General features: G+C 32.9%; 4 protein-coding genes and 1 pseudogene. All 5 read left to right on the forward strand.

What is annotated here, in order from left to right:
• Positions 1-2,072: hypothetical protein (locus DXA13_RS20400; RefSeq protein WP_181995773.1), on the forward strand; the 2,072-nt coding region annotated here is incomplete at its 5' end.
• Positions 2,038-3,006 (forward strand): glycosyltransferase family 2 protein, encoded by a 969-nt coding sequence (locus tag DXA13_RS20405; RefSeq protein ID WP_118246827.1) that lies wholly within the window; start codon positions 2,038-2,040, stop codon positions 3,004-3,006. The genes DXA13_RS20400 and DXA13_RS20405, both read left to right, overlap by 35 nt.
• Positions 2,990-3,433 carry a GtrA family protein gene (locus tag DXA13_RS20410; protein ID WP_118246828.1) on the forward strand — a complete coding sequence of 148 codons (444 nt, stop codon included), beginning with the start codon at positions 2,990-2,992 and terminating at the stop codon, positions 3,431-3,433. Before DXA13_RS20405 ends, DXA13_RS20410 begins: the two co-directional genes overlap by 17 nt.
• Positions 3,430-4,595: pseudogene (locus DXA13_RS20415) on the forward strand (nucleotide sugar dehydrogenase). The gene DXA13_RS20410 and the pseudogene DXA13_RS20415 overlap by 4 nt, the downstream one beginning before the upstream one ends.
• Positions 4,596-4,626: 31 nt before the next feature.
• Positions 4,627-5,964 carry a hypothetical protein gene (locus DXA13_RS20420; protein ID WP_118246829.1) on the forward strand — a complete coding sequence of 446 codons (1,338 nt, stop codon included), beginning with the start codon at positions 4,627-4,629 and terminating at the stop codon, positions 5,962-5,964.
• The last annotated feature ends 377 nt before the right edge of the window (positions 5,965-6,341 follow it).

The following is a 6,341-nucleotide window of genomic DNA, read 5'->3' on the forward strand; positions in this document are numbered from 1 at the left end:
TATTTTTAACTTTTCTTATTGCTATTTTTTCAGTTATTGCTTTTATTTTTAAAGATAACGTAATTACTGTTTTATGCATTATGTTTTGCTGCACAAATATATATTTTTATTTAAGGTATAATCTACATGAATATGTGCTTAAGAGCCTAACGATTCTTTTGGCAGTATGTACGTTATTTATGCTTGGTTTACCCTGGGCTAAGAGCTATAATCAAAAATTTAGAGATGCTAATCACACTTTGAAAATTGAAACAATAGATGAAGAATTCTCTTCTGATCCACCAGTAATAAAGATAAAAGAAATTTTTATTGATGGGAAGAAAGCAGATGTCTCTAATTATGCAACAAATAATCCGATGTGGGTTAAGGGAACAGACATATCCTATGAAGCCACAACAAAATCTGCATTTATTGCGAATTTAACTATTGATGAAAGTTTGAAAGTGGTTTTTGCGACTAACAGTAATGCAGGAACATGTCTAGTTTATTTAGATGGAAATATAACAGGTGCATATGATTTATATTCCTCGGAGGACTCAGAGTATTTAGTTGATTTATCCGATAAAATTCATCCTCGTCCCTTTTCAAAAATGTATTACTTTACATTAGTTATATTATTAGTAATTGTGTATAAAATATTTTCAATACTTTTGGATAAAGCGTTAAAAAAGAAGACCTCTGATTATTTTGCTTGGTTTGAATTGACATGGCCTTGCGCTTTAGTCTGGTTTGTCTATTACCTTGGCTTTTATCCAGCACTCTTTTCAGTTGATACATTTAATCAATACGAGCAGGCTACATTAAAAATATTTGATGATTGGCATCCGGTAGCTCATACTTTACTGATTCGGTACATTGGATTTATCTCAAAAAATCCTGCAATAATTGTATTATTGCAAATAATTGTTTCTATTTATTTTCTTGGAAAAGCACTACAGTTATTATGCGAGAATGGATTATCGAAGAGGATTGCTTTTATCATTAGCTGTGGATTTGCACTGTTTCCTGCTAATGGGGTAATGCTTGTTAATATTTGGAAGGATATACCTTATTCTATCGCTATATTAGGCATTAGTTACGAGATTTTATTTATGTGTCTTGATATGGAGTTATGGCTGTCTAGAAAGCGCAATATAGCCATAACAATTTGTACCCTAATCACTATTGCATTATTCAGACACAACGGTTTTGTTCCATATATATTTACAGTAATATGCCTAGTGGTACTATTAAGAAAAAAAATAAAAAGTGCTTTTAAAATAGTTATTATCTCTACGGTTATTATTTTTGTTATTAAAGTAGGGGTCTATAAAGTTTATGATGTACATCCCAAACCGGAGGGGGTAGCATATTCTTTTCTAGCCCACAATATGGGGACAGTGTATGTTGAAGGGGGGAATTTGGACAGTGATGATTTGTTATTTATGGAAAAGATTATGCCTTTAGATCTTTGGAAAAACAATTATCACGCATATTCTCATAATACATATGTATCAGGCTACCCTTACATTCAAAAATTATCTGAATATAAAGATGGATTTCTAAGAAATTATTTAAAAATTGCAGTCAAAAATATTCCTTTAGTTGTCAAGGATATATTTCAACTAACAAATATGATTTGGGAATTTAAAACACCGGAAGGCTCTTATATTTATATTGCTGAGTATACAGATGATTTTACCGATAAAAACCAAGAGATGATAACAGGACAAAAGATTTTTGCGGACTATATGAGTTATAGAAAAACTCCTTTGACTAATTCACTGATAAAAGTTATACAATCAACATCGAAACGAGGTCCCGATATTATTTTTTGGAGGTTTGCTTGGATGCATTTAATTGGACTATTTGGCGTGCTATTAATTATATCCCGTAAACGCTATTCCCTTTTGGGCATATATATACCTTATGCTACAAATATTTTATCGTTGTTTGTTTCGATGATATCTCAGAGTTATCGATACGTTTACTCAACAACTATGGTATTTCCGATAATTGTAGGAATTACCATTATGCTTTTAGGCACAGGAGAAAAAAATGAAACTAATAATACAAATACCCTGTTACAATGAGGCACAGACTTTGGAAATAGCTTTGAATGCTTTGCCAAAACAGATAGACGGCATTGATATCATTGAATATTTAATAATTAATGATGGGAGCAAAGATAACACGGTAGAGGTTGCTCGCAATTGGGGTGTACAATATATTGTTAATTTTCTTCAAAACAAAGGCCTTGCCAAGGGATTTATGGCTGGACTGGATGCTTGCCTTCAAAATGGGGCCGATATAATAGTCAATACGGATGCCGATAATCAATACTGTGGTGAGGACATTGAAAAATTAGTCCGTCCTATTATTAATGGAGTTGCAGACATTGTTATCGGAGAAAGACCGATTGATGACACGGAGCATTTTTCACCTTTAAAAAAGAAACTTCAGCATTTTGGAAGCTGGGTTGTAAGGAAAGCCTCAAACTCGGATATCCCAGATGCCCCCAGTGGATTTCGGGCATATAGCAGGGAAGCTGCGCTCCGAATGAATGTTGTAAATGAATATACATATACCCTAGAGACAATCGTTCAGGCCGGGCGGGATAAGATTGCAATGGTTTCGGTCCCAATACGTACAAACCCAGAATTGAGGAGTTCCAGACTTTTCAATAGCATGTTTGGATATGTTAAGAAATCTATGCTGACAATTATCCGAGCTTTTATGATGTACAAACCGTTACGCTTTTTTACTCTTCTGGGGAGTTTTCCAATTATTGTTGGAATTGGGATTGGCTTACGTTTTTTATACTATTTTGTAACTGGCTACGGTAATGGACATATACAATCATTAATTCTAGCTACCTGTCTAATTATGGTGGGGGTACAAACTATTGTTGTTGGTTTACAAGCAGATGTGATAGCAGCAAACCGTAAAATATTGGAGGACATCCAATATCATGTAAGAAAAATAAATTACAGTAAGGACACTACGCAGAATGGAACAAACGAGTAAGAAAAGCTTCCTATTAAAAATGATTAATCGTGAAACTGTTAGCTATGGACTTTTCGGAGTCCTCACATCTGCTTTAAATGTAGGACTGTTTCAATTGTTATTATGGTGCAATCTGGATTATAAGTATGCTAATTTAATAACTTTGGTAATAGTTAAATTGATTGCCTACGTATGTAATAAGAATTTCGTTTTTCATAGCAAAACTGGAAGCTATATGGGGTTAGTTAAAGAGTTTTGCCGATTTGTAGTTGCACGTGGACTCACCATGATAATCGATTATGCAGGGCTTATAATAATGGTTGAACTATTGATGTGTGATAAATTTTTAAGTAAATGTTTTATTACTGCTTTTGTAATTATTATTAATTATTTTATCGGAAAGAAGCATGTTTTTAAAGACAGTACAAGAAAGGATACGGGAATATGAAAATTGCAGTTGCGGGTACTGGGTATGTGGGATTGTCAAATGCAGTTTTATTATCACAGCATAATGACGTATATGCATTAGATATAGATCAGAATAAAGTTGAGAAAATCAACCAGAAAGTTTCGCCTGTCATTGATGTAGAATTACAGGAATACCTGCAAAACAGATCTTTGAGTCTAAAAGCAACACTTAACATGAACGAAGCATATAATGGTGCTGAATTTGTAATTGTTTCAACGCCAACAAATTATGACCCAAAGAAAAACTATTTTGATACAAGTTCTGTGGAAAATGTAGTCAATAACGTACTGAAGATCGAACCTAATGCAACTATCATAATTAAGTCTACTGTACCAGTTGGGTACACAAAAGAGTTAAGAAAAAAATTTCATACGGATCATATAGTATTCGCACCAGAATTTCTTCGGGAAGGAAAGGCCCTTTATGATAATCTTTATCCATCCAGAATTGTCATTGGTGATACTTCGGATCGTGCCAAAGTTTTTGCTGGTCTACTGATGGAGGGCGCTTTAAAAAGAGATATTCCTGTGTTATATACAAATTCTACGGAAGCAGAAGCCATTAAATTGTTTGCAAATACATATCTTGCGATGCGGGTTGCCTTTTTTAATGAATTAGATACATATGCTGAGGTACGTGGCTTAAATACAAAACAGATTATCACCGGTGTATCCTTAGATCCTAGGATTGGGGATTTTTATAATAATCCCTCCTTTGGTTATGGTGCTACTGCCTTCCAAAGGATACAAAACAATTACTTGCTAATTATGCAGATGTCCCTAATAATATTATTACTGCAATCGTAGATGCAAATAGAACCAGAAAAGATTTTATAGCAGAACAGATAATCGATCGTAATCCCAAAATTGTCGGTATTTACCGACTGACAATGAAATCGGATTCTGATAATTTTAGGCAGTCATCTATACAAGGTATTATGAAAAGAATTAAAGCAAAGGGAATTCCTGTAATTGTATATGAACCTACTATGACAGAAAGTACATTCTATGGTTCAAAAGTTATCAAAGATTTAAAAGAGTTTAAGAATTATGCGGAAATTATTATTGCCAATCGATATGATAAAATGTTATCTGATGTAAATGAGAAAGTATATACGAGGGATATCTTGGGTCGAGACTAAATGGTTATCTTGAATAATAAGGAGTCAATAAATGGATGTAGAGATTTTATTTGAAGGAAGTGACATTAGATTAACAAAAATACAGGGAACTAAACAGGTGGCAATTATTACCTTTAATGCTTATACCATATCGAAAGATCCGATAATTGCCACCAATTTTGAAAAGGGCTTTGCTTGTGGTTTGTTTGCAGGAAATGGTTTTACTGAGTATCATATAGTTACTAACAAAAACGATTGGTTTCAATCTGATGAAATGGAAGGTGTTATTCATATTATTCAGAATGATACGAAACTTTATAAACGAATCGTATCTTATGGTAGCAGTATGGGGGGATTCGGGGCAATAAATTTTTCAGAAGCCCTTCATTCGGTTTTTGTCACTCTGTGTCCGCAGTATTCTATTCGTCCTCAAGAAATTTCTGGAGACATGCGGTGGGCGTATGAGAGTTCTAAGATAAAATTTCATCATAATTATATTAAAGATGGCAGTTGTATAAACAATAGTGGATATATTTTTTATGACTGTTTAAGCGAAGATGGGTTTCATGCAGAACAGATTAAGAAACGGACATGTGCCACTTTGATTAATATACCTTATGCAGGTCATCTTATAGGAGATATTCTTAACGATGTATATGGAATAAAACAAATTGTAGAAGAAATTGCTTTAGAAGAATTTTCTGAAGACGTATTTAATATGGAATTTGAATATAAGAAACAGACATCCATAGCCTGGCTGATTAAAAAAAACTTTTTCTTGTTAAAAAATGGGACTACCGATATATGTAAGAACCAACTAGATTTGATCCCTGTTTCAGAACGCTTATTGAGAAATACCGGTCTTTGCCTTATGTATCTAGAAATATTATTACTCACTGAATCGGATGCTACTTCTTTTGCAGAAAAGGTATTAAACTTCAAAAGCTCAGAAGAGCTTGATCGGTATACCTTCTTTTCTGAAAAGTTTATGGAGTATAAAAAATATGACATGGCAAACACTATATTAAAAAAGGCACTTTTAAAGTATAAAACGGCAAGACTATTTTACAATCAAAGTGTCACACTCTTTAATCTGGGAGAACTAGATGAGGCATTAATCTCTATTAACAATGCAATTCTAATCGATGGAAAAGCAGAGTATTATTACTACTTGGGAGAGTTATTATTAATTAAGCAAGATTATCTAAATTCAGAAAAAGCATATTTACATGCAATACAAGATAATGGAACTGTTTGGTATTATTATTCCGGATTGAGCAGCCTATACAATGCTCTAGGGAGACATGAACTGGCAAGAGAAAATATTAAAAAAGCGATATCTGTAACGCAAGATGCTTCTACCAAAGAATTTTTGAGAAATCAGCTATAATTAAATTAGCAATATGCTTTTATGGAATATGTTGTATACTTATGTATAAAAGTTATCCAATGGTAGGTAATGAGGCATTCAAAATTACTAATTGAAAATAATTATACGCGATTTTGACCTCCATAATCAAAGAATTAAACTTTAGGGATTGAAATCAGGTATTAGCCTAAAATAGCATACGGTAATGCCGGGTTTGTGCTATTAGACATGGTAGATGTCAATATGAATTATTAACAGAAATTCAATTAAATAGACATTCTCAGAATTACATTACATATATGAAAAGAGTGTAGTAGCGTTTAGAAAAATTATACAGATATTATAATCAATGGCGTAGAACATTCTAAAAATATTACAATCTTATATTGCGACTTTTT

The sequence above is a fragment of the Clostridium sp. AM58-1XD genome (genome assembly GCF_003464085.1).
Taxonomy (GTDB): Bacteria; Bacillota; Clostridia; order Lachnospirales; family Lachnospiraceae; genus Lachnoclostridium_A.